The organism is Aquitalea magnusonii, from assembly GCF_002217795.2.
Classification (GTDB): domain Bacteria; phylum Pseudomonadota; class Gammaproteobacteria; order Burkholderiales; family Chromobacteriaceae; genus Aquitalea; species Aquitalea magnusonii_B.
Window position 1 is genome coordinate 4,669,262 of the sequence record NZ_AP018823.1, and the last position, 20,831, is coordinate 4,690,092.

At 56.1% G+C, this 20,831-nt stretch carries 23 protein-coding genes; all 23 read left to right on the forward strand.

All coding sequences use genetic code 11. The features are described 5' to 3' along the window. Positions 1-9: 9 nt before the first annotated feature. On the forward strand, positions 10-504 hold the full coding sequence (rplJ, locus tag DLM_RS21995; RefSeq protein WP_045848778.1) for a 50S ribosomal protein L10: 495 nt from the start codon (positions 10-12) through the stop codon (positions 502-504). Between the two features lie 36 nt (positions 505-540). Continuing rightward, a complete protein-coding gene (gene rplL / locus DLM_RS22000) occupies positions 541-912 on the forward strand; it encodes a 50S ribosomal protein L7/L12 (RefSeq protein ID WP_045848779.1) in 372 nt (123 codons plus the stop codon). A 154-nt stretch (positions 913-1,066) separates the two neighbouring features. Continuing rightward, entirely contained in the window at positions 1,067-5,242 is a 4,176-nt protein-coding gene (rpoB, locus tag DLM_RS22005) for a DNA-directed RNA polymerase subunit beta (RefSeq protein ID WP_089083745.1), read from the forward strand. 56 nt (positions 5,243-5,298) lie between these two features. Beyond that, positions 5,299-9,489 (forward strand): DNA-directed RNA polymerase subunit beta', encoded by a 4,191-nt coding sequence (gene rpoC, locus DLM_RS22010; RefSeq protein ID WP_089083744.1) that lies wholly within the window; start codon positions 5,299-5,301, stop codon positions 9,487-9,489. Between the two features lie 164 nt (positions 9,490-9,653). After that, positions 9,654-10,025, forward strand: coding sequence for a 30S ribosomal protein S12 (gene rpsL, locus DLM_RS22015; RefSeq protein WP_059285905.1), 372 nt, complete (start codon positions 9,654-9,656; stop codon positions 10,023-10,025). Between the two features lie 99 nt (positions 10,026-10,124). Next, a complete protein-coding gene (gene rpsG / locus DLM_RS22020) occupies positions 10,125-10,595 on the forward strand; it encodes a 30S ribosomal protein S7 (RefSeq protein ID WP_089083743.1) in 471 nt (156 codons plus the stop codon). A gap of 27 nt (positions 10,596-10,622) precedes the next feature. Beyond that, positions 10,623-12,719, forward strand: coding sequence for an elongation factor G (gene fusA, locus DLM_RS22025; protein ID WP_089083742.1), 2,097 nt, complete (start codon positions 10,623-10,625; stop codon positions 12,717-12,719). A 74-nt stretch (positions 12,720-12,793) separates the two neighbouring features. Beyond that, positions 12,794-13,984, forward strand: coding sequence for an elongation factor Tu (gene tuf / locus DLM_RS22030; protein ID WP_119313285.1), 1,191 nt, complete (start codon positions 12,794-12,796; stop codon positions 13,982-13,984). Positions 13,985-13,998: 14 nt separating this feature from the next. Next, the gene (rpsJ, locus tag DLM_RS22035; RefSeq protein ID WP_017507377.1) at positions 13,999-14,310 is read left to right on the forward strand and encodes a 30S ribosomal protein S10; all 312 of its coding nucleotides are present in this window, start codon (positions 13,999-14,001) and stop codon (positions 14,308-14,310) included. Positions 14,311-14,454: 144 nt separating this feature from the next. After that, positions 14,455-15,099 carry a 50S ribosomal protein L3 gene (rplC, locus tag DLM_RS22040; RefSeq protein ID WP_089083686.1) on the forward strand — a complete coding sequence of 215 codons (645 nt, stop codon included), beginning with the start codon at positions 14,455-14,457 and terminating at the stop codon, positions 15,097-15,099. After that, complete coding sequence (gene rplD, locus DLM_RS22045; RefSeq protein ID WP_089083687.1) at positions 15,099-15,719, forward strand: 50S ribosomal protein L4; 621 nt, start codon at positions 15,099-15,101, stop codon at positions 15,717-15,719. Before rplC ends, rplD begins: the two co-directional genes overlap by 1 nt. Further along, positions 15,710-16,024, forward strand: a complete 315-nt coding sequence (gene rplW, locus DLM_RS22050; RefSeq protein WP_197077176.1) for a 50S ribosomal protein L23 — start codon at positions 15,710-15,712, stop codon at positions 16,022-16,024. The genes rplD and rplW overlap by 10 nt, the downstream gene beginning before the upstream one ends. A gap of 11 nt (positions 16,025-16,035) precedes the next feature. After that, on the forward strand, positions 16,036-16,869 hold the full coding sequence (gene rplB, locus DLM_RS22055; RefSeq protein ID WP_045846868.1) for a 50S ribosomal protein L2: 834 nt from the start codon (positions 16,036-16,038) through the stop codon (positions 16,867-16,869). 6 nt (positions 16,870-16,875) lie between these two features. After that, entirely contained in the window at positions 16,876-17,154 is a 279-nt protein-coding gene (gene rpsS / locus DLM_RS22060; RefSeq protein WP_024301222.1) for a 30S ribosomal protein S19, read from the forward strand. Between the two features lie 9 nt (positions 17,155-17,163). Next, positions 17,164-17,493: a 50S ribosomal protein L22 gene (rplV, locus tag DLM_RS22065; RefSeq protein ID WP_045846869.1), complete on the forward strand. Its 330-nt coding sequence runs from the start codon at positions 17,164-17,166 to the stop codon at positions 17,491-17,493. A gap of 10 nt (positions 17,494-17,503) precedes the next feature. Next, on the forward strand, positions 17,504-18,205 hold the full coding sequence (rpsC, locus tag DLM_RS22070; RefSeq protein WP_045846870.1) for a 30S ribosomal protein S3: 702 nt from the start codon (positions 17,504-17,506) through the stop codon (positions 18,203-18,205). Next, complete coding sequence (rplP, locus tag DLM_RS22075; RefSeq protein WP_045846871.1) at positions 18,189-18,605, forward strand: 50S ribosomal protein L16; 417 nt, start codon at positions 18,189-18,191, stop codon at positions 18,603-18,605. The genes rpsC and rplP overlap by 17 nt, the downstream gene beginning before the upstream one ends. Then, positions 18,605-18,793, forward strand: coding sequence for a 50S ribosomal protein L29 (gene rpmC / locus DLM_RS22080; RefSeq protein WP_011137725.1), 189 nt, complete (start codon positions 18,605-18,607; stop codon positions 18,791-18,793). The genes rplP and rpmC overlap by 1 nt, the downstream gene beginning before the upstream one ends. Position 18,794: 1 nt before the next feature. After that, entirely contained in the window at positions 18,795-19,058 is a 264-nt protein-coding gene (rpsQ, locus tag DLM_RS22085) for a 30S ribosomal protein S17 (RefSeq protein ID WP_045846872.1), read from the forward strand. A gap of 205 nt (positions 19,059-19,263) precedes the next feature. Continuing rightward, on the forward strand, positions 19,264-19,632 hold the full coding sequence (gene rplN, locus DLM_RS22090; RefSeq protein WP_043579386.1) for a 50S ribosomal protein L14: 369 nt from the start codon (positions 19,264-19,266) through the stop codon (positions 19,630-19,632). 9 nt (positions 19,633-19,641) lie between these two features. Beyond that, positions 19,642-19,956, forward strand: coding sequence for a 50S ribosomal protein L24 (rplX, locus tag DLM_RS22095; protein ID WP_045846873.1), 315 nt, complete (start codon positions 19,642-19,644; stop codon positions 19,954-19,956). A gap of 12 nt (positions 19,957-19,968) precedes the next feature. After that, on the forward strand, positions 19,969-20,508 hold the full coding sequence (gene rplE, locus DLM_RS22100) for a 50S ribosomal protein L5 (RefSeq protein ID WP_045846874.1): 540 nt from the start codon (positions 19,969-19,971) through the stop codon (positions 20,506-20,508). Between the two features lie 4 nt (positions 20,509-20,512). Then, positions 20,513-20,818 carry a 30S ribosomal protein S14 gene (gene rpsN, locus DLM_RS22105; RefSeq protein ID WP_045846875.1) on the forward strand — a complete coding sequence of 102 codons (306 nt, stop codon included), beginning with the start codon at positions 20,513-20,515 and terminating at the stop codon, positions 20,816-20,818. Positions 20,819-20,831: the final 13 nt, after the last annotated feature.

The window sequence follows — 20,831 nt, forward strand, 5'->3', positions numbered from 1 at the left end:
AGATAGACCTTGAGTCTCAATATCGAAGATAAAAAGGCAGTCGTTGCTGCTGTAGCTGCCGAGCTGGCCGCTGCACAGACCCTCGTCATCGCCGAATATCGGGGCATCGAGGTAAGCAGCATGACCAAGCTGCGCGCTCAAGCGCGTGAGCAAGGCGTTTACCTGCGCGTTCTGAAGAACACGCTGGTTCGCCGTGCGGTTGCTGGTACCCAATTCGAAGCGCTGGCCGAACAAATGGTTGGCCCGCTCGTTTACGGTATCTCTGCCGATCCGGTTGCTGCTGCCAAGGTGCTGCATCAATTTGCCAAGGCTGACGACAAGATCATCGTCAAGGCAGGTTCCTACAATGGCGCGGTACTGAATGCTGCTCAGGTTGCTGAGTTGGCGTCCATCCCGAGCCGCGAAGAACTGCTGTCCAAGCTCCTCTACGTTATGCAAGCTCCGGTTGCTGGCTTCGCCCGCGCCCTGGCTGCATTGGCAGAGAAGCAAGCCGAAGCCGCTTAACTTATTTGATTCTTATAGAATTCAGGAGATTTTTACATGGCAATCACCAAAGAAGACATCCTCGAAGCCGTTGCTGGCCTGACCGTTATGGAACTGAACGACCTGGTTAAGGCGTTCGAAGAGAAGTTCGGCGTTTCCGCTGCTGCCGTTGCCGTTGCTGGCCCGGCTGCTGGTGGCGCTGCTGCTGCTGAAGAAAAGACCGAGTTCGACGTTGTTCTGACCGCTGCTGGCGACAACAAGGTTAACGTGATCAAGGTTGTTCGTGCTATCACCGGCCTGGGCCTGAAGGAAGCCAAGGACATGGTTGACGGCGCTCCGAAGACCGTGAAAGAAGGCGTAGCCAAGGCTGAAGCCGAAGAAGTTCTGAAGCAACTGACCGAAGCCGGTGCCAAGGCTGAAATCAAATAATCTTCTTTGAAAAAAGAAGGTGAGGCTGGCGGAGAAATCCGCCAGCCTTATTGCGCTTGTAATTGGCCGAAACAAAGATAGTAAAAGCCAGCACTTACCGGCGTGGCTGCTGACTTTTGGTTTCTTGCGCCACTACCACCTCGATGGAGACTCTATGAGTTATTCGTTTACTGAGAAGAAGCGTATTCGTAAGAGCTTTGCGAAACGCGCCAGTGTTCTCGATGTCCCATTCCTGTTGGCGACCCAGATTGATTCTTATGCCGATTTCCTGCAACTGGGTGTACCGCTAGATCAGCGCAAGGATGCTGGTCTGCAGGCCGCGTTCAAGTCGATCTTCCCGATCCATAGCCACAATGGCTATGCCCGCCTTGATTTTGCTCACTACATCCTTGGCGAGCCGCCGTTTGACGTGCAGGAATGTCAGCTGCGTGGCATTACCTATGCTGCTCCGCTGCGCGCCCGTATCCGTCTGACCATCCTGGACAAAGAGTCGTCCAAGCCGGTGGTAAAAGAAGTGCGCGAGAATGAAGTTTACATGGGCGAGATTCCGCTCATGACCACCAATGGTTCCTTCATCATCAACGGAACCGAGCGTGTCATCGTATCCCAGCTGCACCGTTCCCCGGGCGTGTTCTTCGAGCATGACCGCGGCAAGACCCATTCCTCCGGCAAACTGCTGTTCTCCGCCCGCGTGATTCCTTACCGCGGTTCCTGGCTGGACTTCGAGTTTGACCCGAAAGACCTGCTGTACTTCCGTATCGACCGTCGCCGCAAGATGCCGGTGACCATCCTGCTGAAGGCACTGGGTTACAGCAACGAACAAATCCTGTCCGAGTTCTACAGCTTCGACACCTTCTACCTGACCAAGACCGGCGTGTTCATGCGCGTGGTTCCGGAGCGTCTGAAGGGCGAAGTGGCCAAGTTCGACATCGTCGCTGCCGATGGCAAGCTGATCGTGGCCAAGGACAAGCGCATCACTGCCAAGCACATCCGCGACATCCAGACCGCCCAGCTCGATCGCATCGAAGTACCGGCTGATGTCCTGCTGGGCAAGGTGCTGTCGCACAATGTCACCAATGTTGACACTGGCGAAGTGCTGGCGCGCGCCAACGAAGAAATCACCGAAGAGCTGCTGGCCAAGCTGGCCCTGGCCGAGATCGAACAGGTTGAAGTGCTGTTCACCAACGATCTGGACCAAGGCGCGTACATCTCGCAAACCCTGCGTACCGATGACAGCCTGGACCGCCTGCAAGCGCGTGTTGCCATCTACCGCATGATGCGTCCTGGCGAACCGCCGACCGAAGATGCGGTGGAAGCGCTGTTCCAGCGCCTGTTTTTCAGCGAAGAAACCTACGATCTGTCGCGCGTAGGCCGCATGAAGTTCAGCTCGCGTACTTATCAGTACAAGTTCGATGAGAAGACGCCGGAGTGGTTCAAGTCGCTGATCGGGGAGAAATTTGCCCATCGTCGTGACGTGATGGAAGGCACCCTGTCGACTGAAGACATCGTTTCCGTCATCGCCATCCTGTGCGAACTGCGCAATGGCCGCGGCGAAGTGGATGACATCGACCATCTGGGTAACCGCCGTGTACGTTCGGTTGGTGAACTGGCCGAGAACCAGTTCCGTGCCGGTCTGGTACGTGTTGAGCGCGCAGTGAAGGAACGCCTGAACCAGGCCGAGTCCGACAACCTGATGCCGCACGACCTGATCAACGCCAAGCCGGTATCCGCTGCCATCAAGGAATTCTTTGGTTCCTCGCAGCTGTCCCAGTTCATGGACCAGACCAACCCGCTGTCGGAAATCACCCACAAGCGCCGTGTATCGGCTCTTGGTCCGGGCGGTCTGACCCGCGAACGTGCCGGCTTCGAAGTGCGTGACGTACACCCGACTCACTACGGCCGTGTGTGCCCGATCGAAACGCCGGAAGGTCCGAACATCGGTCTGATCAACTCGCTGTCCGTGTTCGCACGTACCAACGAGTTCGGTTTCCTGGAAACCCCGTACCGCAAGGTGGTGGACAGCAAGGTGACCAACGAGATCGACTACCTGTCCGCCATCGAGGAAGGCCGTTACGTCATTGCGCAGGCCAACGCCGAGCTGGGCGAAGACGGTACTCTGCTGGACGAGCTGGTTACTTGCCGCGAAAAGGGCGAAACCATTCTGGCTACCCCGGACCGCGTTCAGTACATGGACGTGGCCACCGGCCAGGTGGTATCCGTTGCTGCATCGCTGATTCCCTTCCTGGAACACGATGACGCCAACCGTGCCTTGATGGGTGCCAACATGCAGCGTCAGGCCGTACCGTGCCTGCGTCCGGAAAAACCGTTTGTCGGTACCGGTATCGAGCGTTCGGTTGCGGTTGACTCCGGCACCACTGTTGTTGCCCGTCGTGGCGGTGTAGTCGACTATGTTGACGCTGGCCGTGTCGTGGTACGCGTGAATGACGAAGAAGCCGTTGCCGGTGAAGTGGGTGTGGATATCTACAACCTCACCAAGTTCACCCGTTCCAACCAGAACACCAACATCAACCAGCGTCCGGTGGTGAAGGTGGGCGACAAGATCGCCAGCGGCGACGTGGTGGCCGACGGTGCTTCCACCGACCTGGGTGAACTGGCACTGGGTCAGAACATGACCATCGCCTTCATGCCGTGGAACGGTTACAACTACGAAGACTCGATCCTGATCTCGGAAAAGCTGGTTGCTGAAGACCGCTACACCTCGATCCACATCGAAGAACTGTCAGTTGTGTCGCGTGACACCAAGCTGGGACCGGAAGAAATCACCCGTGATATTCCGAACCTGTCCGAGCGCATGGCAGGCCGTCTGGATGAATCCGGCATCGTTTACATCGGCGCCGAAGTGGAAGCCGGTGACGTACTGGTGGGCAAGGTAACGCCGAAGGGTGAAACCCAGTTGACGCCGGAAGAAAAACTGCTGCGCGCCATCTTTGGTGAAAAAGCCTCCGACGTGAAGGACACCTCCCTGCGCGTGCCGACCGGCACCGTGGGTACCGTGATCGACGTACAGGTGTTCACCCGCGAAGGTATCGAGCGCGACAAGCGTGCCCAGTCCATCATTGATGCCGAACTGAAGCGCTACCGCCTCGACCTGAACGACCAGCTGCGCATTTTCGAAAACGACGCCTTCAGCCGTATCGAACGCCTGATCGTTGGCAAGCTGGCCAACGGTGGTCCGAAGCGTCTGGCCAAGGGTACCGCCATTGATGCCGAGTACCTGGAAAGCCTGCCGGTCAAGCATGACTGGTTCGACATCCGCATGGCTGACGAAGACATCGCCAAGCAGCTGGAACTGATCAAGGAAAGCCTGGTACAGAAGCGCGAAGAATTCGACCTCAAGTTCGAAGACAAGAAGCGCAAACTGACCCAGGGTGACGAACTGCCGCCGGGCGTACAGAAGATGGTCAAGGTTTACCTGGCTGTTAAGCGTCGTCTGCAGGCTGGTGACAAGATGGCCGGTCGTCACGGTAACAAGGGTGTGGTATCCCGCATCCTGCCGATCGAAGACATGCCTTACATGGGCGACGGTCGTCCGGTCGACATCGTGCTGAACCCGCTGGGCGTACCGTCGCGTATGAACATCGGTCAGATTCTGGAAGTGCATCTGGGTTGGGCTGCCAAGGGTATCGGCGAGCGCATCGACCGCATGATCAAGCAACAGCAGGACGTTGCCGAGCTGCGTGCTTACCTGGAGCGCATCTATAACGAAACCGGCAAGTCCGAAGACCTCGCCAGCTTGTCCGATGCCGAGATCCTGGATCTGGCAGACAACCTGCGCAAGGGCATGCCGTTTGCCACGCCGGTATTCGACGGTGCCAAGGAAACCGAGATCAAGCACATGCTGGATCTGGCTTACCCGAGCGGCGACGAACTGACCGAGAAGATGGGCTTTAACGAGTCCAAAACCCAGATGACCCTGTACGATGGCCGCTCCGGCGAAGCCTTCGACCGCAAGGTTACCGTGGGTGTGATGCACTACCTGAAACTGCATCACCTGGTTGATGACAAGATGCACGCCCGTTCCACCGGTCCGTACTCCCTGGTTACCCAGCAGCCGCTGGGTGGTAAGGCACAGTTCGGTGGCCAGCGTTTCGGTGAAATGGAAGTGTGGGCGCTGGAAGCTTATGGCGCCGCCTACACCCTGCAGGAAATGCTGACGGTGAAGTCTGACGATGTCACCGGTCGTACCAAGGTTTACGAAAACATCGTCAAGGGCGAACACAAGATCGACGCCGGCATGCCGGAATCCTTCAATGTATTGGTGAAGGAAATCCGCTCGCTCGGCCTGGATATCGACCTGGAACGTTATTGATTGGGTGAGAAGGCGCGGCATCATGCCGCGCCTCCTGTCCCCTGACTGGAGACGCAATGAAAGCTCTGCTCGACCTCTTTAAGCAAGTAACGCAAGAAGAAGAGTTTGATGCGATTAAAATCGGCATCGCTTCGCCCGACAAGATCCGTTCCTGGTCTTACGGTGAAGTCAAAAAGCCGGAAACCATCAACTATCGTACCTTCAAGCCGGAACGCGACGGCCTGTTCTGCGCCCGTATCTTCGGGCCGGTAAAAGACTACGAATGCCTGTGCGGCAAATACAAGCGCCTGAAGCATCGCGGCGTCATCTGCGAAAAGTGTGGCGTTGAAGTCACCCTGTCCAAGGTGCGTCGCGAACGCATGGGCCATATCGAACTGGCCAGCCCGACCGCGCACATCTGGTTCCTGAAGAGCCTGCCGTCCCGTCTGGGCATGGTGCTTGACATGACCCTGCGCGACATCGAACGCGTACTGTACTTCGAAGCATTTGTCGTGACCGATCCGGGCATGACTCCGCTGCAATACCGCCAGCTGCTGACCGAAGAAGACTTCCTGGACAAGGAAGACCAGTACGGCGAAGAATTCGTCGCCATGATGGGTGCCGAAGCCGTACGCGAACTCTTGAAGCGTCTGAACCTGGATACCGAGATCGAGACCCTGCGTCGCGAACTGGAAGCCACCAATTCCGACACCAAGATCAAGAAGATCGCCAAGCGTCTGAAAGTACTGGAAGCCTTCCAGCGCTCCGGCATGAAGCCTGAATGGATGATTCTGGAAGTGCTGCCGGTACTGCCGCCGGAACTGCGTCCGCTGGTACCGCTGGATGGTGGCCGTTTCGCCACTTCCGACCTGAACGACCTGTATCGCCGCGTCATCAACCGTAACAACCGTCTGAAGCGCCTGCTGGAACTGCGCGCACCGGACATCATCGTGCGCAACGAAAAGCGCATGCTGCAGGAATCAGTTGACTCGCTGCTGGACAACGGTCGTCGTGGCAAGGCCATGACCGGCGCCAACAAGCGTCCGCTGAAGTCGCTGGCCGACATGATCAAGGGTAAGGGCGGTCGCTTCCGTCAGAACTTGCTGGGTAAGCGTGTCGACTACTCCGGCCGTTCGGTGATTACCGTAGGCCCGACCCTGCGTCTGCATCAGTGCGGCCTGCCGAAAAAGATGGCGCTGGAACTGTTCAAGCCCTTCATCTTCCACAAGCTGGAAGTCATGGGCCTGGCCTCCACCATCAAGGCAGCCAAGAAGCTGGTAGAGCAGGAAGTGCCGGAAGTATGGGACATCCTGGAAGACGTGATCCGCGAACATCCGGTCCTCTTGAACCGTGCGCCGACCCTGCACCGTCTGGGTATCCAGGCGTTCGAGCCGGTACTGATCGAAGGCAAGGCCATCCAGCTGCATCCGCTGGTCTGCGCGGCATTCAACGCCGACTTTGACGGTGACCAGATGGCCGTTCACGTGCCGCTGTCGCTGGAAGCGCAGATGGAAGCCCGCACCCTGATGCTGGCCACCAACAACGTGCTGTCCCCGGCCAACGGCGACCCGATCATCGTACCGTCCCAGGATATCGTGCTGGGTCTGTACTACATGACCCGCGACAAGGTAAACGGCAAGGGTGAAGGCATGGTATTTGCCGACACCAAGGAAGTGCATCGCGCCTACGAAACCCGTCAGGTCGAGCTGGCTACCCGTATTACCGTCCGCCTGAAGGAATGGGAAAAGGACGAGCAGGGCGAATTCCAGCCGGTGATTAAGCGCTACAACACCACGGTTGGTCGTGCCATCCTGTCGGATATCTTGCCGAAGGGCCTGCCGTTCGAGCACATCAACAAGGCGCTGAAGAAGAAGGAAATCTCCAAGCTGATCAACGTATCGTTCCGCCGTTGCGGCATCCGCGATACCGTGATCTTCGCCGACCAGTTGATGTACACCGGTTTTGCCTACTCCACCCGTGGCGGTATCTCCATTTGCGTGGACGACATGCAAATCCCGGGCAAGAAGGTCGAGCTGCTGGGCGAAGCCCAGAAGGAAGTCAAGGAAATCGAAGAACAGTACCGTCAAGGTCTGGTTACCCAGGGCGAACGCTACAACAAGGTAGTGGACATCTGGGGCCGTACCGGCGACAAGATCGCCAAGGCCATGATGGACGAGCTGTCCAAGCAGAAGGTGCTGGACCGCGACGGCAAGGAAGTCGATCAGGAATCCTTCAACTCCATTTACATGATGGCCGACTCTGGTGCGCGGGGTTCCGCAGCCCAGATCAAGCAGCTGGCCGGTATGCGGGGTCTGATGGCCAAGCCGGACGGCTCGATTATCGAAACGCCGATTACCGCCAACTTCCGTGAAGGCCTGACGGTTCTGCAGTACTTCATCTCCACTCACGGTGCGCGTAAGGGTCTGGCGGATACCGCCTTGAAGACTGCCAACTCCGGTTACCTGACGCGTCGTCTGGTTGACGTGACGCAGGATCTGGTGGTGATCGAAGACGACTGCGGCACCAGCAACGGCTTCACCATGAAGGCCGTGCTGCAAGGTGGTGACGTGATCGAAGCCCTGCGTGACCGTATTCTGGGTCGCGTGGCTGCAGTTGACGTGGTGGACCCGTCCACTGGCGAAACCGTGTTGGAAGCCGGCACCTTGCTGGACGAGCAACTGGTTGACGTCATCGACAGCCTGGGTATCGACGAAGTCAAAGTCCGCACGGCCATTACTTGCGACACCCGTTATGGTCTGTGCGCCAAGTGCTACGGTCGCGACCTGGCACGCGGCAAGCGCGTGAACGCCGGTGAAGCCGTCGGTGTGATTGCCGCCCAGTCGATTGGTGAGCCGGGTACCCAGCTGACCATGCGTACCTTCCACATCGGTGGTGCCGCGTCGCGAAATGCCGCAGCCAGCCAGGTTGAAGGTAAGTCGAACGGTACCGTACGCTTCTCCAGCCAGATGCGTTATGTCGCCAACACCAAGGGCGAGCTGATTGTCATCACCCGTTCCGGTGAAGTGGTGATCCATGACGATATGGGCCGTGAGCGCGAACGTCACAAAGTACCGTACGGTGCCACGCTGATGGTAACCGACGGTCTGGTGATCAAGGCCGGTGCAGTCCTGGCAACCTGGGACCCGCACACCCGTCCGATCATCACCGAGTACGCTGGCCGCGTGAAGTTCGAAAACGTGGAAGAGGGCAACACCGTTGCCAAGCAGACCGACGAAGTGACCGGTCTGTCCACCCTGGTGGTTATCGATCCGAAGCGTCGTGCCGGTTCGCAGTCCAAGATGCTGCGTCCGCTGGTGAAGCTGCTGGACGAGAATGGTCTGGAAGTGAAGCTGGCAGGTTCGGATGCTTCGGTATCCATCACCTTCCAGGTGGGCGCCATCATTACCGTGCGTGACGGTCAGGAAGTGGGCAAGGGTGAAGTGCTGGCCCGTATCCCGCAAGAATCGTCCAAGACCCGTGACATTACCGGTGGTCTGCCGCGTGTGGCCGAGCTGTTCGAAGCCCGTTCGCCGAAGGATGCCGGCATGCTGGCCGAGGTGACCGGTACCGTTTCCTTCGGTAAGGACACCAAGGGCAAACAGCGTCTGATCATCACCGATCTGGAAGGCAATGGTTACGAAAACCTGATCCCGAAAGACAAGCACGTACTGGTACACGATGGTCAGGTCGTCAACCGTGGTGAACTGATTGTCGATGGTCCGGTTGATCCGCACGACATCCTGCGTCTGCAAGGTATCGAAGCGCTGGCACGTTACATCGTCCAGGAAGTTCAGGAAGTGTACCGTCTGCAAGGTGTGAAGATTAACGACAAGCACATCGAAGTGATCATTCGCCAGATGCTGCGTCGTGTCATCATCTCCGACAGCGGCGACACCGAGTTCATCCAGGGTGAACAGGTAGAACGTGCCGACGTGCTGGAAATGAATGACAAGATGCTGGCCGAAGGCAAGGAACCTGCCCAGTTCGAGAACATCCTGCTGGGTATTACCAAGGCTTCCCTGTCCACCGACTCCTTCATCTCGGCGGCTTCCTTCCAGGAAACCACCCGCGTGCTGACCGAAGCAGCGATCATGGGCAAGAAGGACGATCTGCGCGGTCTGAAGGAAAACGTGATCGTGGGTCGACTGATCCCGGCTGGTACTGGTTTGGCTTACCACCGCACCCGTCGTCGTCAGGGCTTGGGTCTGGACACTTCCGGTTCCCAACTGTTGGAAGAGCAAGTGGATGAAGTAGAAAACAACAGCTGATTGCTCCAAAAAGCTGCAGTTGTTGAAAAAACGCTGCGCCTTCAACGGTTAACGTTGCAGGTGCGGCGTTTTTCATTTGACGATAAGTATTTGACTAAAATATAATCCTCCGTCCTTCTGGAGACGTGTTGTCTACAGAATGAATCAACTAGGAACTGATAGTAATGCCAACCATTAACCAACTCGTTCGCAAGGGCCGTACGGTCCTGACCGTGAACAGCAAGGTGCCTGCGCTGGAAGCCTGCCCGCAGAAGCGTGGCGTGTGCACCCGTGTTTACACCACCACCCCGAAAAAGCCGAACTCCGCTCTGCGTAAAGTGTGCAAGGTTCGTCTGACCAACGGTTTCGAAGTGATTTCCTACATCGGTGGTGAAGGCCACAACCTGCAGGAACACTCGGTAGTGCTGATCCGTGGCGGTCGTGTAAAAGACTTGCCGGGTGTGCGTTACCACACCGTACGCGGCTCCCTGGACACCGCAGGTGTTAAGGACCGTAAGCAATCCCGTTCCAAATACGGTGCTAAGCGTCCTAAATAATTGGGATGTACTGGCGGCGGCCTGAGGTCGTCGAGTAAGTGGCTGCTTTGATATGGGTGGTCATGAGCACTAGCTCAACTGAATAATGAAGGAAGTAACATGCCAAGACGCAGAGAAGTCCCCAAGCGCGAGATTCTGCCGGATCCGAAGTTCGGTTCCCAAGATCTGTCCAAGTTCATGAACGTAGTGATGATCGACGGCAAGAAAGCCGTTGCAGAGCGCATCATCTACGGCGCACTGGAACAGATCGAAAAGAAAACCGGCAAGAGCGCACTGGAAGTGTTCAATACCGCACTGTCCAATGCCAAGCCGGTTGTTGAAGTAAAAAGCCGCCGTGTAGGTGGTGCAAACTATCAAGTTCCTGTTGAAGTTCGTCCGTCCCGTCGTATGGCTCTGGCCATGCGCTGGCTGCGTGATGCTGCGCGTAAGCGTGGCGAAAAGTCCATGGACCTGCGCCTTGCCGGTGAGCTGATCGACGCTGCCGAAGGTCGTGGCGGCGCCATGAAGAAGCGTGATGAAGTGCATCGTATGGCAGAAGCCAACAAGGCCTTCTCTCACTTCCGCTTCTAAGCTCAACCACACAATAAGGTGTAGATCGTGGCTAGAAAGACCCCCATTGAGCGCTACCGTAATATCGGTATCTCCGCTCACATTGACGCCGGTAAGACAACCACTACCGAGCGTATTCTGTTTTACACCGGTGTTAACCACAAGATCGGTGAAGTGCATGATGGCGCCGCCACCATGGACTGGATGGAACAGGAACAGGAGCGTGGTATCACCATCACCTCCGCTGCTACCACTACCTTCTGGAAAGGTATGGGCATGCAGTTCCCGGAACATCGCTTCAACATCATCGACACCCCGGGCCACGTGGACTTTACCATTGAGGTAGAGCGTTCCATGCGTGTACTGGACGGTGCCGTCATGGTTTACTGCGCTGTGGGTGGTGTTCAGCCTCAGTCCGAAACCGTATGGCGTCAGGCCAACAAGTACAAGGTTCCGCGTATTGCCTTCGTGAACAAGATGGACCGTCAAGGTGCCAACTTCTTCCGCGCCGTAGAGCAGGTGAAAACCCGTCTGCGTGGCAATCCGGTGCCTATCGTTGTGCCGATCGGTGCTGAAGATGGCTTCGAAGGCGTGGTTGACCTGCTGAAGATGAAGGCCATCATCTGGGATGAAGCTTCCCAGGGCATGAAGTTCGAATACGGCGAAATCCCGGTTGACCTGGTTTCCGTTGCTGAAGAATGGCGCGAGAAGATGGTTGAAGCCGCGGCCGAAGTCAGCGACGAAATGATGGACAAGTACCTGGGCGGCGAAACGCTGACCGAGGAAGAAATCGTTGCTGGTCTGCGTGCCCGTACCCTGCGCTGCGAAATCCAGCCGATGCTGTGTGGTTCCGCATTCAAGAACAAGGGTGTACAGCGCATGCTGGACGCCGTGATCGAACTGCTGCCGTCGCCGACTGAAGTTCCGGCGATCAAGGGTGAAGTCGACGGTGTTGAAGCCGAGCGTCACGCTTCGGATGACGAGCCGTTCTCCGCGCTGGCATTCAAGCTGATGAACGACCCGTACGTAGGTCAGCTGACCTTCTTCCGCGTTTACTCTGGCGTGGTTCAATCCGGTGATACCGTAATGAACTCCGTGAAGGGCAAGAAGGAACGTATCGGCCGTATCGTTCAGATGCACGCTAACGACCGTAAGGAAATCGAAGAAGTACGCGCTGGTGACATCGCTGCTGCTATCGGCCTGAAGGAAGTGACCACCGGTGAAACCCTGTGTGCCGTTGATGCGCCTATCGTGCTGGAACGCATGGAATTCCCGGATCCGGTAATTCACGTTGCCGTTGAGCCGAAGACCAAGGCCGACCAGGAAAAGATGGGCGTTGCCCTGAACCGCCTGGCCAAGGAAGACCCGTCCTTCCGCGTACGCACTGACGAAGAGTCCGGTCAGACCATCATTTCCGGTATGGGTGAACTGCACCTGGAAATTCTGGTTGACCGTATGAAGCGTGAGTTCGGCGTTGAAGCCAACGTGGGTGCTCCGCAGGTTGCTTACCGCGAAACCATTACCAAGACTGTTACCGACGTGCAAGGTAAGCACGCCAAGCAGTCCGGCGGTAAGGGTCAGTACGGTGATTGTACGATTACCCTGGAGCCGTCCGGCGAAGGTAATGGCTACAAGTTCATCGACGAGATCAAGGGTGGTGTGATTCCGCGTGAATTCATTCCTTCCGTTGACAAGGGTATCCGCAACTCGCTGAACAACGGCATTCTGGCTGGCTTCCCGGTGGTTGATGTCACTGTACGTCTGACTTTCGGTTCCTACCACGACGTTGACTCTTCGCAGATCGCCTTCGAACTGGCCGGTTCCATCGCCTTCAAGGAAGCCATGCGCCGTGCCGGCCCGTGCATCCTCGAGCCGATGATGGCCGTTGAAGTTGAAACGCCGGAAGAGTACATGGGCGACGTGATGGGCGACCTGAACCGTCGTCGCGGCATCGTGCAAGGTATGGACGATGATGGTCTGGGTGGCAAGAAGATCAAGGCCGAAGTACCGCTGGCCGAGATGTTCGGTTACTCCACCGACCTGCGTTCCGCTACCCAGGGTCGTGCTACCTACTCCATGGAGTTCAAGCACTACTCCGAAGCGCCGAAGCATATCGCTGAAGCCGTGATGGCCGCCAAGAAGTAATGCGCGCTGAAGCTGGCCGGCGTCAGAGTCGGCCAGTTCTGATCTAATGTTCTTTAATTAAGGATTTTTGCAAAATGGCAAAAGAAAAGTTTGAGCGGACCAAACCGCACGTAAACGTCGGCACCATCGGTCACGTTGACCATGGTAAGACCACCCTGACCGCAGCGATCACCACCATTCTGTCCAAGAAGTTCGGTGGCGAAGCCAAGGACTACTCCCAGATCGACAGCGCGCCGGAAGAAAAGGCACGTGGTATTACCATTAATACCGCACACGTAGAATACGAAACCGAGTCCCGTCACTACGCTCACGTAGACTGCCCGGGTCACGCCGACTACGTTAAGAACATGATTACCGGTGCTGCCCAGATGGACGGCGCAATCCTGGTGTGCTCCGCAGCTGACGGCCCGATGCCGCAAACCCGCGAACACATCCTGCTGTCCCGTCAGGTTGGCGTACCGTACATCATCGTTTACCTGAACAAGGCTGACCTGGTTGACGACGCTGAACTGCTGGAACTGGTTGAAATGGAAGTGCGCGATCTGCTGTCTTCCTACGACTTCCCGGGCGACGACACTCCGGTAGTAATCGGTTCCGCTCGTCTGGCACTGGAAGGCGACCAATCCGAAATGGGCGAACCGTCCATCTTCCGTCTGGCTGCTGCACTGGACTCCTACATCCCGACGCCGGAACGTGCTGTTGACAAGCCGTTCCTGCTGCCGATCGAAGACGTATTCTCCATCTCCGGTCGTGGTACTGTAGTAACCGGTCGTGTAGAGCGCGGTATCGTCAAAGTTGGTGAAGAACTGGAAATCGTAGGCCTGAAGGCAACTGCGAAGACCACCTGCACCGGCGTTGAAATGTTCCGCAAGCTGCTGGACCAAGGCCAGGCTGGTGACAACGTAGGCGTACTGCTGCGTGGTACCAAGCGTGAAGACGTAGAACGTGGCCAAGTACTGGCCAAGCCGGGCACCATCACCCCGCACACCAAGTTTGGCGCATCCGTATACGTGCTGAGCAAGGATGAAGGCGGTCGCCACACCCCGTTCTTCGCCAACTACCGTCCGCAGTTCTACTTCCGTACAACCGACGTGACCGGTGCTGTAAGCCTGGCCGAAGGCGTGGAAATGGTAATGCCGGGTGACAACGTAGAAATCACCGTAGAACTGATCGCCCCGATCGCTATGGAAGAAGGTCTGCGTTTCGCGATCCGTGAAGGTGGCCGTACTGTTGGCGCCGGCGTTGTTGCCAAAATCATCGCCTAATCGGAGCCGATATTATGCAAAGCCAGAAAATCCGCATCCGCCTGAAGGCTTTCGATTACAACCTGATCGATCGTTCCGCCCAGGAAATCGTTGAAACCGCCAAGCGTACCGGCGCTGTTGTTAAGGGCCCGGTTCCGCTGCCGACCAAAATCGAGCGTTTCAACGTGCTGCGTTCCCCGCACGTGAACAAGACTTCCCGCGACCAGCTGGAAATCCGTACTCACCTGCGTCTGATGGACATCGTAGATCCGACCGACAAGACTGTTGATGCTCTGATGAAGCTCGACCTGCCGGCCGGTGTGGATGTGGAAATCAAGCTGCAGTAATGACAAGAAATAGGCTGATCGCAAGCTAAGTGCTTGCGATTGCTGAAATTCCTGTGATACATTAGCGGACTCGCAATTTTGCGAGTCCGCTTTTGTTTTTGTATGCCGGTCAATCGTAATCGGCGCCTGCAAAAGGATATAAACATGAGTTTAGGTCTTGTCGGTCGCAAAGTCGGCATGACCCGCATTTTTGCCGAAGATGGTGCATCCATCCCGGTAACTGTGCTGGACATGTCTGCTAATCGCGTCACGCAAATCAAAACCGCTGAAGTTGACGGCTACTCCGCCGTTCAAGTTACTTTCGGCACCCGTAAGGCAAACCGCGTAAATAAGGCGGCTGCCGGTCACTTCGCTAAGGCTGGCGTAGAAGCAGGTCTGGGCCTGAACGAATTCGTTCTGTCCGCAGAAGCTCTCTCCTCCCTGAAGCCGGGTGATGCACTGTCCGTTGAAATCTTCGCCGTAGGCCAACTGGTTGATGTAACCGGTACCTCCAAGGGTAAGGGTTTCTCCGGTGTGATCAAGCGTCACAATTTCTCTTCCAACCGTGCTTCCCATGGTAACTCGCGTTCGCATAACACGCCGGGTTCCATTGGTCAGGCTCAGGATCCGGGTCGTATTTTCCCGGGTAAGCGCATGGCTGGTCAGTACGGCAACGTCAAGAGCACTGTTCAGTGCCTGGAAGTTGTTCGTGTTGATGCCGAGCGTCAGCTGCTTCTGGTTAAGGGTGCCGTTCCCGGCGCCAAGAACGGCGACGTAGTCGTTCGTCCTAGCGTGAAGGCAGGTGCGTGATGGAATTGAAAGTAATCAATAGCCAAGGTCAGGCTGCAGGTAGCCTGCAGGCCTCCGAGACTCTGTTCGGTCGCGAATACAACGAAGCTCTGGTTCACCAGGTTGTGACTGCATTCCTGGCGAATGCACGCAGTGGTAACCGTGCTCAGCTGACTCGTGCCGAAGTACATCATTCCACCAAGAAGCCGTTCAAGCAGAAGGGTACTGGTAACGCACGTGCCGGTATGACTTCTACTCCGAACCGTCGTGGTGGTGGTCGTGCTTTCCCGAACAGCCCGGACGAGAATTTCTCTCAGAAGGTTAACCGCAAGATGTTCCGCGCAGGCATGGCAGCCATTCTGTCCCAGCTGGTTCGCGACGAGCGTCTGATCGTGGTTGATTCGCTGTCGGTTGAATCGCCGAAAACCAAGGAATTCGTAGGTGTGGTTAAGTCCATGGGTCTGGAACAGGCACTGTTCATTACCCGTGAACTGGACGAAAACCTCTATCTGTCTTCGCGCAATCTGCCGAACGTGCTGGTGATCGAAGCACAACAAGCTGACCCGTACAGCCTGCTGCGTTTCAAGAAGATCGTCATCACCCGTGAGGCGGTGCAGCATCTGGAGGAGCAGTGGGCATGAATCAAGAACGTCTGTTGCAAGTAATTCTGGCCCCGGTTGTTTCCGAAAAGAGCACCATGGTTGCTGAGAAGCATCAGCAAGTTGTTTTCCGTGTTGCTACCGATGCTACCAAGCCGGAGATCAAGGCTGCAGTTGAAATGCTGTTCAATGTAAAAGTTGAAGGCGTATCCACTGTTAACGTAAAGGGCAAAGTTAAGCGCTTTGGCCGTACCTTTGGCCGTCGTAAAGACTGGAAAAAGGCCTACGTTAGCCTGGTTCAGGGTCAGGAAATCGATCTGACCGCCACCCCGGCCGCTGCGGAGTAAGGAGATAGAGCATGCCTATCGTTAAAGTAAAACCGACTTCCGCGGGTCGTCGTGCTGTTGTCAAGGTGGTTCACCCTGATCTGCACAAAGGCGCTCCGCACGCCGCTCTGGTAGAGAAAAAGTCTGCCACTGCCGGTCGTAACAATAATGGCCACATTACTACCCGTCACATGGGTGGTGGTCACAAGAAGCACTACCGTCTGATCGACTTCCGTCGCAACAAGGATGGCATCCCGGCAAAAGTGGAACGCATCGAATACGATCCGAACCGCACTGCCCACATCGCCCTGTTGTGCTACGCCGATGGCGAACGCCGCTACATCATCGCTCCGCGCGGTGTGAAAGCTGGTGCAGTTCTGCTGTCCGGTGCCGAGGCTCCGATCAAGGCTGGTAACGCTTTGCCGATCCGCAACATCCCGGTGGGTACTACCATCCACTGCGTAGAGCTGCAACCTGGCAAGGGTGCCCAAATGGTCCGTTCGGCTGGCGGTTCCGCCATGCTGCTGGCCCGTGAAGGTGTCTACGCTCAGCTGCGTCTGCGTTCCGGCGAAATTCGCCTGGTGCATGTTGACTGCCGCGCTACCGTTGGCGAAGTAAGCAACGAAGAGCATTCCCTGCGCAAGCTGGGTAAGGCTGGTGCTAGCCGCTGGCGTGGTATTCGTCCGACCGTTCGCGGTACTGCGATGAACCCGATTGATCACCCGCATGGTGGTGGTGAAGGCCGTACTGGTGAAGGCCGTGTGCCGGTTAGCCCATGGGGCACTCCGACTAAGGGCTTCCGTACCCGTCGCAACAAGCGTACCGATAACATGATCGTACGCCGCCGCTATTCTACTAAAGGGTAATTGACAATGGCACGTTCGCAGAAAAAAGGCCCGTTCGTTGATCTGCACCTTCTGAAGAAGGTCGACGCGGCGCGTGCAACCAATGACAAGCGTCCGATCAAGACCTGGTCGCGTCGTTCGACCGTCCTGCCGGACTTCATTGGTTTGACCATCGCGGTACACAACGGTCGCACCCATGTGCCTGTTTATGTTTCCGAAAACATGGTCGGTCATAAACTGGGCGAATTCTCGCTGACTCGTACCTTCAAAGGCCATGCGGCCGATAAGAAGGCGAAGAAGAGATAAGGTGAAGCGATGAGAGTATCTGCAAATCTGAAAAGCGTCCGCCTGTCGGCACAAAAGTGCCGCCTGGTGGCCGATCTGATCCGCGGTCAATCCGTTGGTCAGGCTCTGAATATCCTGGCCTTCTCCCCGAAGAAGGGCGCGGTTATTGTGAAGAAAGTGCTGGAATCTGCCATCGCTAACGCCGAGCACAACGAAGGCGCTGACATCGACACCCTGCGTGTCACCAGCATCTTTGTTGACAAGGGCGCTAGTCTGAAGCGTTTCACTGCCCGTGCTAAGGGTCGTGGCAACCGCATCGAAAAGCAGACCTGCCACATCTCGTTGACCGTTGGCAATTAAGGGGTAAGAAATGGGTCAGAAGATTCATCCGACGGGATTCCGTCTTGCCGTTAACAAAAACTGGTCTTCCAAGTGGTTCGCCAACTCGAAGAATTTCCCGGAAATGCTGATGCAAGACCTGGAAGTTCGCGAATACCTGAAGAAGCGCCTGGGTCATGCGGCTGTTGGTCGTGTCACCATCGAGCGTCCGGCCAAGTCCGCACGCATTACCATTCACAGTGCCCGTCCGGGTGTTGTGATCGGTAAAAAAGGTGAGGACATCGAAGTTCTGAAGCGCGAACTGCAAGCCCGCCTGGGCGTGCCGGTTCACGTGAATATCGAAGAAGTTCGCAAGCCGGAACTGGACGCGCAAATCATTGCTGATGGCATCGCCTCCCAGCTGGAAAAGCGCGTGATGTTCCGCCGTGCCATGAAGCGTTCCATGCAGAACGCCATGCGCATGGGCGCCCAGGGCATCAAGATCATGTCCTCCGGTCGTCTGAACGGTATCGATATCGCTCGTAGCGAATGGTATCGCGAAGGCCGTGTGCCGCTGCATACCCTGCGTGCCGATGTTGACTACGCTACCTCTGAAGCCAAGACCACCTACGGTATCATCGGCATCAAGGTATGGGTTTACAAAGGTGAGCTGAAGCCGGGTCAAGTAGCACCGGCTCCGGTTGCGACCGAGAAGAAAACGAGAAAGGGCCCGCGCAATGCTGCAGCCAACTAGACTCAAGTACCGTAAACAGCATAAAGGCCGCAACACTGGTATCGCTACCCGTGGCAACAAGGTGAGCTTTGGTGATTTCGGTTTGAAGGCTGTTGGTCGTGGTCGTCTGACCGCGCGTCAGATCGAAGCGGCCCGTCGTGCCATGACTCGTCACATCAAGCGTGGCGGTCGTATCTGGATCCGTATTTTCCCGGACAAACCGATCACTTCCAAGCCTGCTGAAGTCCGTATGGGTGGGGGTAAGGGTTCTCCGGAATACTACGTGGCCGAAATCCAGCCTGGCAAGATGCTGTACGAAATGGACGGTGTTAACGAGGAACTCGCTCGTGAAGCTTTCCGTCTGGCCGCAGCCAAGTTGCCGATCGCCACTGTGTTTGTAACTAGACAGGTAGGTCAGTAATGAAAGCGTCCGAACTGAAAGCCAAAACTGTTGACGAGCTGAAAGCGGAATTGCTGAGCCTCCTGAAGGCCCAGTTTGCCCTGCGTATGCAGCACGCTACTCAGCAACTCGCCAAGACCTCTGAACTGAAGAAAGTGCGTCGCGACATCGCGCGTGTTCGCACCGTTCTGAAAGAAAAGGCAGTTTAAGATGAGCGAAACCAAAGTGGTACGTACGCTGACCGGTACCGTTGTCAGCGACAAGATGGATAAGACTGTAACCGTTCTGGTCGAGCGCAAGGTTAAGCACCCGATCTACGGCAAGATTATCCGTCGTTCTAAGAAGTTCCACGCACACGACGAGAACAACGAGTTCAAGGCCGGTGACATCGTAGTAATCAGCGAGTCCCGTCCTCTCTCGAAGACCAAATCGTGGGTGGTGACTGCCCTGGTCGAGAAATCTCGCCAGGTATAAGACTTGCAAGGGACGAAAGTCCCTTGTATAATGGCCATCTTCCTATTCGTGTCGGATAGGAATTCCGCCCTTACGGGGTCCAAAACTGGCCGTTTGACACGCCACAGCTTGATCTGTGGCGTTTCGTCTGTTTGGTCTTGCTCTTATGCGAGAAACCGGCAGGTGAAAGTGACGGATAAAGTTGGATTAGAAAGGTAATCATCAAATGATCCAAATGCAGACCATGCTTGAGGTCGCTGACAATACTGGTGCGCGTCACGTTATGTGCATCAAGGTATTGGGCGGTTCCAAGCGTCGCTATGCAAGCGTTGGCGACATCATCAAGGTGAGCATCAAGGATGCTGCTCCGCGCGGTCGCGTCAAAAAAGGCGACGTGTACAACGCAGTAGTAGTACGCACCGCCAAAGGCGTGCGTCGTCCGGACGGCTCGTTGATCAAGTTTGATAGCAATGCTGCCGTTCTGCTCAACAACAAGCTTGAGCCGATTGGCACTCGTATCTTCGGACCCGTGACGCGTGAACTGCGTACCGAGCGTTTCATGAAGATCGTGTCGCTTGCTCCTGAAGTGCTGTAAGGAGGTCGCATGCGCAAAATTCGTAAAGGTGATGAAGTCGTAGTAATCACCGGTAAAGACAAAGGTAAACGCGGCACCGTTCTGCGCGTCCTGGATGAAAAGCTGGTTGTTGAAGGCGTGAATGTTGCCAAGAAACACCAGAAGCCGAATCCGGTACGTGGCGTTGCTGGTGGTATCGTTGAAAAGGTTATGCCTGTTGACGCTTCCAACGTTGCTATTTTCAACCCGGCTAGCCAAAAGGCTGACCGCGTAGGCTTCAAGACTCTTGAAGACGGCCGCAAGGTACGCGTGTTCAAGTCCAGTGGCGAAGTTATCGGCGCGTAAGGAAAAGCAAACATGGCACGTTTCTACGATTTCTACAAAGACAGCGTAGTGCCGGAACTGATGAAACAGTTCGGCTACAAGTCGATCATGGAAGTTCCGCGCATCGAGAAGATCACCGTCAACATGGGTGTTGGTGAAGCTGTTGCCGATAAAAAGGTAATGGAATTCGCCGTGGGCGACATGGAAAAGATTGCTGGCCAGAAGCCGGTAGTTACCACCGCTCGCAAATCCATCGCCGGCTTCAAGATTCGTGATGACTATCCGGTTGGTTGCAAGGTTACCCTGCGCCGTGAACGCATGTACGAATTCCTGGACCGTCTGGTAACCATCGCGTTGCCGCGTGTTCGTGACTTCCGTGGTGTTTCCGCCAAGTCTTTTGACGGCCGCGGCAACTACAACATGGGTGTCAAGGAACAGATCATCTTCCCGGAAATCGAGTACGACAAGATCGATGCTCTGCGTGGTATGAACATTACTGTTACCACTACGGCGAAGACTGACGAAGAGGCCCGCGCTCTGCTGGCTGCGTTCAAGTTCCCGTTCAAGGGTTAAGCACATGGCAAAACTTGCACTGATCAAGCGTGAAGAGAAGCGCGTTAAGGTGGCTGAAAAATTTGCCGCTAAGCGCGAAGCCCTCATCGCTACCATCAACAATCAAAGCCTCTCGGAAGAAGAACGCTTCGCCGCTCGCCTGCAACTGCAGCAGCTGCCGCGCAATGCTTCCCCGGTACGTCAGCGTCGTCGCTGCGCCATTACCGGTCGTCCGCGTGGCGTGTTCCGTAAATTCGGTCTGGGTCGTAACAAACTCCGTGAAATCGCCATGAAGGGCGAAATTCCGGGTGTTGTTAAGGCCAGCTGGTAATAGGAGAACCATA

Excerpts from the sequence above, each read along its gene's own strand:
- rplD (WP_089083687.1), top strand. The coding sequence starts at position 15,099 with ATGGAATTGAAAGTAATCAATAGCCAAGGTCAGGCTGCAGGTAGCCTG.
- rpsQ (WP_045846872.1), top strand. The coding sequence starts at position 18,795 with ATGAGCGAAACCAAAGTGGTACGTACGCTGACCGGTACCGTTGTCAGC.
- rpsC (WP_045846870.1), top strand. The coding sequence starts at position 17,504 with ATGGGTCAGAAGATTCATCCGACGGGATTCCGTCTTGCCGTTAACAAA.
- rpsS (WP_024301222.1), top strand. The coding sequence starts at position 16,876 with ATGGCACGTTCGCAGAAAAAAGGCCCGTTCGTTGATCTGCACCTTCTG.
- tuf (WP_119313285.1), top strand. The coding sequence starts at position 12,794 with ATGGCAAAAGAAAAGTTTGAGCGGACCAAACCGCACGTAAACGTCGGC.
- rpoC (WP_089083744.1), top strand. The coding sequence starts at position 5,299 with ATGAAAGCTCTGCTCGACCTCTTTAAGCAAGTAACGCAAGAAGAAGAG.
- rplE (WP_045846874.1), top strand. The coding sequence starts at position 19,969 with ATGGCACGTTTCTACGATTTCTACAAAGACAGCGTAGTGCCGGAACTG.
- rplN (WP_043579386.1), top strand. The coding sequence starts at position 19,264 with ATGATCCAAATGCAGACCATGCTTGAGGTCGCTGACAATACTGGTGCG.
- rplC (WP_089083686.1), top strand. The coding sequence starts at position 14,455 with ATGAGTTTAGGTCTTGTCGGTCGCAAAGTCGGCATGACCCGCATTTTT.
- rplP (WP_045846871.1), top strand. The coding sequence starts at position 18,189 with ATGCTGCAGCCAACTAGACTCAAGTACCGTAAACAGCATAAAGGCCGC.
- rplV (WP_045846869.1), top strand. The coding sequence starts at position 17,164 with ATGAGAGTATCTGCAAATCTGAAAAGCGTCCGCCTGTCGGCACAAAAG.
- rpsN (WP_045846875.1), top strand. The coding sequence starts at position 20,513 with ATGGCAAAACTTGCACTGATCAAGCGTGAAGAGAAGCGCGTTAAGGTG.
- rpmC (WP_011137725.1), top strand. The coding sequence starts at position 18,605 with ATGAAAGCGTCCGAACTGAAAGCCAAAACTGTTGACGAGCTGAAAGCG.
- rpsJ (WP_017507377.1), top strand. The coding sequence starts at position 13,999 with ATGCAAAGCCAGAAAATCCGCATCCGCCTGAAGGCTTTCGATTACAAC.
- rpsL (WP_059285905.1), top strand. The coding sequence starts at position 9,654 with ATGCCAACCATTAACCAACTCGTTCGCAAGGGCCGTACGGTCCTGACC.
- rplB (WP_045846868.1), top strand. The coding sequence starts at position 16,036 with ATGCCTATCGTTAAAGTAAAACCGACTTCCGCGGGTCGTCGTGCTGTT.
- rpoB (WP_089083745.1), top strand. The coding sequence starts at position 1,067 with ATGAGTTATTCGTTTACTGAGAAGAAGCGTATTCGTAAGAGCTTTGCG.
- rplX (WP_045846873.1), top strand. The coding sequence starts at position 19,642 with ATGCGCAAAATTCGTAAAGGTGATGAAGTCGTAGTAATCACCGGTAAA.
- rpsG (WP_089083743.1), top strand. The coding sequence starts at position 10,125 with ATGCCAAGACGCAGAGAAGTCCCCAAGCGCGAGATTCTGCCGGATCCG.
- rplL (WP_045848779.1), top strand. The coding sequence starts at position 541 with ATGGCAATCACCAAAGAAGACATCCTCGAAGCCGTTGCTGGCCTGACC.